Raw genomic sequence first — 3678 nt, 5'->3', positions numbered from 1 at the left:
CTGCTAACACTCCCTTTGGTGCCAGGTAGATGTCGATAAGCACTCACATTGCCTGAGTGCTAACGATGCTTACCTAGGCAGTCTCACCGGGTCTGTCAACCAGTCCCGGATGCGAAAACGGCTCATCTTTCCGCGACTCGCCGCCGACACGGAGAAAGTCGCTTGGCTTGGTCCGCCCACCATGCGACCTTTGCGCGAACCTGACTTTTCCGGACCCGCAAAGATGCGCATTCTTTCTGTCTGTTTCCTCGCCCTCAACCTGTTGCTTGCGACCCATGCGCAGGCACAATGCACCGGCATCAACCTGATCGAAACCCTACCGACGGCAAAGCGTGACGCGCTTTACGCTGCTGCCCATGCCGAACCCTTTGCCACCGGCAACCTGTGGCAGGCAACGCGGGGGGATCAGACGTTGTATCTGACCGGAACCTTTCATCTTGACGATCCGCGTCTCGATGCCGCGATGACCCGGCTTGCCCCGGTGCTTGCGCAGTCAAAATCGCTGCTCGTCGAAGCCGGACCCGAGGAGGAAGCGGCATTGCAGGCGCAACTGGCCTCCAACCCGGCGCAAATGATGGATATGGCGGGTTCGGGATTGGAGACGGCGCTGGCTCCCGCCGAATGGGACAAGCTGAAAGCCGCAATGTTGCAACGCGGGATCCCGTCCTCCATCACCGGAAAACTGCGGCCATGGTTTGTGTCGATGATGCTGGCGATCCCGCCCTGTGCGCTGCAAACAGCGGCAATGGCGGGGGGTCTGGACAAACGCCTGATGGCAGATGCCGCCTCCCGTGGACTGCCGATCATCGCGCTGGAGCCGTTCGACACCGCCCTGAAACTCTTTGACGGGCTGTCGTTGGAGGAACAAATCACCATGATCCGCAACGCCTTGCAAGTCGAAGATCAGGCCGGGGATTTTCTTGCCACCACAGCCGACGCCTATTTCGCGGGCGAAAGCCGTCTGATCTGGGAATACTCGCACCTCATCGCGAACGAGATGCCGGGTGCCACCGCAGAAAAAACCGAAGCCGATATGGCAAAGGCCGAAGGATCGCTGATGACGGGGCGCAATCGGGAATGGATCGCCAAGATAGAGCAAGCCCTTGGTGATGGCCCCGCCCTCGCCGCTTTTGGCGCGCTGCATCTTTCGGGCAAGGAAGGCGTGCTGGCGCTGCTGGAAAAGCGCGGCTTCACCATCACTGCATTGCCGAACTGACGCGCCCGCGTGACAAACTGCTGTACGCCGCCTATAAAACGGCAAATCGAACAACGCACAGGTTTTTTCCAACATGACGATACTCGTTTTCGGCCATAAATCCCCGGACACCGACAGCACTGGGTCACCGATCATCTGGGCCTGGTATCTGACAGAGGTTGTCGGCACCCAGGCGAAACCTGTTCTGCTGGGGGAGCCGAATACCGAAGCGGCCTTCATGCTGAAACACTGGGATTTGCCGAAGCCGGAGATCATTGCGGACGTTACCGCAGCCGACACCTGCATCATCGTCGACACCAACAATCCGGCAGAATTGCCACCTTCGATTCATGAGGCGAATGTGGTCGGTATCATCGACCATCATATGCTGGTCGGCGGCATCATGACCAAATCCCCGATCGAGATCACGATCCGCCCCTTGGCCTGCACTGCCACAATCATGCATGACCTGATCGGCGACGCACTGACGGCAGCCCCGCGCGGCATCAAGGGGGCAATGTTGTCTTGCATCCTGTCGGACACTCTGGCGTTCCGCAGCCCCACCACCACCCCGAAAGATCGCGCTGTGGCCGAAAAACTGGCGCGGGAACTGGATGTTTCCATTCCTGACTTCGCCGCCGCACTCTTTGCCGCCAAATCCGATGTTTCGCGTTTCTCAGATGCGGAACTGTTGCGGATGGACAGCAAGGAATACAATGTCGCCGGAAAAGACCTACGGATTTCGGTATTGGAAACAACGGCCCCTTCGGTCCTGCTCGACCGCAAGGCGAGTCTGATGGCGGCTATGCCGGGCGTCGCACAAGAAGACGGCGCGGAGCAAGTGCTGCTGTTCATCGTCGATATCCTGAAGGAAGAGGCGACATTGCTGGTCCCGAATGATCTGGTGCGCCAGATGGCCGAGGCCTCCTTCGGGGCCAAGGTTTCGGGCGATAGCGTGGTGCTGCCGGGCGTGATGAGCCGCAAGAAGCAGATCATCCCGGCGCTGAAACTCTGATTCCTCGTCTCCCACCAGTTCCCTGCCTCCGAAATTTCCGCGATGCGTCAGAGTTTTCAACGAAAATTCGGAGGCGGAGCACAAGAACCGAAAGCCTTGCCGCATGACCCATGTTATCCAATCCTTTACGGAGATCGCCCCGCGCTATCGCGCGCTTTTCTGCGATCTCTGGGGCTGTGTTCACAACGGTCATACCCCCTTCCCCGAAGCGGTTGCCGCCCTTCAAGCCTTTCGCGCGCAGGGTGGCAAGGTCGTGCTCGTCTCCAATGCACCACGACCAAAGCCAAGCGTAATCAAACAGTTGGACAGGATCGGCGTGCCGCATGACGCCTATGATGAGGTGGTCACCTCCGGCGATGCGACGCAATATGCGATGTTCTCTGGCTCTGCGGGGCATAAATTGCACCACATCGGTACGATGCCGAAAGATGAGCCGTTCTTTACCGAGTTTTCAGACCCGGTGATCGCAGAACTTGCGCAGAAAAACCCGATCACCCGCGTTCCCATGGCCGAGGCCGAAGGCATCATCTGCACCGGTCCCGAGGATGAGATAAATGGCCAGCCGGAGGATTACCGCGCCGCGTTCCTGTTGGCGAAAACCAATGGCCTGACCATGCTCTGCGCCAACCCGGATATCGTGGTGGATTACGGCGAAAAGCGCATTTTCTGCGCGGGGGCATTGGCGGCGCTCTATGAAGAAATGGGCGGCAAGGTGCTTTACTTCGGCAAACCGCATCCGCCGATTTATGACCTTGCGCGGCGGCGTCTTGCGGCTATGGCAGGGCCGGTTGCCGATGAGGATATTCTTTGCGTCGGCGACGGTATCAACACCGATGTTCTGGGCGCGATGCTGGAAAACCTCGACAGCCTGTTCCTGACCGAGGGGCTGAACGCGCGGCAATTCGGGCCAGCGGACGATCTGCATGAGGTGGGGTTGAACGAATGGTTGGCGCAGGAGCAGCGCAATCCGACCTATACGATGGGCTTTCTACGATAGTGTTTGGTAATATTATTGCGCACCAGACGTAATATCAGCAAATAAATTACTTAGAAGGTTGCGCTGCGCCGCAGCATTTGCTATGAATCCCTAGTGAAACCTACGGGGACTCCGGCCATGCTCGACAACTATCCGCGCGGCACCATCTGCATTGAAGATATTGAAATCGGCATGTCGCGGCAGTTGCAAAAGACCGTAACCGACCGCGATATCGAACTTTTTTCAGAGGTTTCAACCGACAGGAACCCGGTCCATCTGGACGAATCCTATGCGCAGGATACGATTTTTGCAGGACGGATCGCCCATGGCATGCTGACGGCGGGGTTGATTTCGGCGGTTATTGGCGAACAGCTTCCGGGGCATGGCTCGGTTTACCTCGGCCAAAGCCTGAAATTCATGGCCCCCGTGCGCCCGGGTGATACCGTCCGGGCGCAGGTGACGGTCACAGCGATTGATCCCGCCCGACGCCGT

4 protein-coding genes are annotated in these 3678 nt (G+C 58.4%); all 4 read left to right on the top strand.

The genetic code is table 11. The features are described 5' to 3' along the window. Nucleotides 1-223: 223 nt before the first annotated feature. Entirely contained in the window at nucleotides 224-1216 is a 993-nt protein-coding gene (locus L0H65_RS16275; RefSeq protein WP_301460217.1) for a TraB/GumN family protein, read from the top strand. A gap of 73 nt (nucleotides 1217-1289) precedes the next feature. Next, nucleotides 1290-2210, top strand: coding sequence for a manganese-dependent inorganic pyrophosphatase (locus tag L0H65_RS16270; RefSeq protein ID WP_301460215.1), 921 nt, complete (start codon nucleotides 1290-1292; stop codon nucleotides 2208-2210). Nucleotides 2211-2313: 103 nt separating this feature from the next. After that, nucleotides 2314-3207 (top strand): TIGR01459 family HAD-type hydrolase, encoded by an 894-nt coding sequence (locus L0H65_RS16265; RefSeq protein WP_301460213.1) that lies wholly within the window; start codon nucleotides 2314-2316, stop codon nucleotides 3205-3207. 117 nt (nucleotides 3208-3324) lie between these two features. After that, nucleotides 3325-3678: MaoC family dehydratase (locus L0H65_RS16260; protein ID WP_301460211.1), on the top strand; the 354-nt coding region annotated here is incomplete at its 3' end.

The sequence above is a fragment of the Pseudorhodobacter sp. genome (genome assembly GCF_030452865.1).
Classification (GTDB): domain Bacteria; phylum Pseudomonadota; class Alphaproteobacteria; order Rhodobacterales; family Rhodobacteraceae; genus Pseudorhodobacter.
This window is presented reverse-complemented; position numbering and strand designations above follow the sequence as displayed.

Bases quoted from the DNA above. Each gene is read 5' to 3' on its own strand.
- L0H65_RS16265 (WP_301460213.1), top strand. From the start codon at position 2,314: ATGACCCATGTTATCCAATCCTTTACGGAGATCGCCCCGCGCTATCGC.
- L0H65_RS16275 (WP_301460217.1), top strand. From the start codon at position 224: ATGCGCATTCTTTCTGTCTGTTTCCTCGCCCTCAACCTGTTGCTTGCG.
- L0H65_RS16270 (WP_301460215.1), top strand. From the start codon at position 1,290: ATGACGATACTCGTTTTCGGCCATAAATCCCCGGACACCGACAGCACT.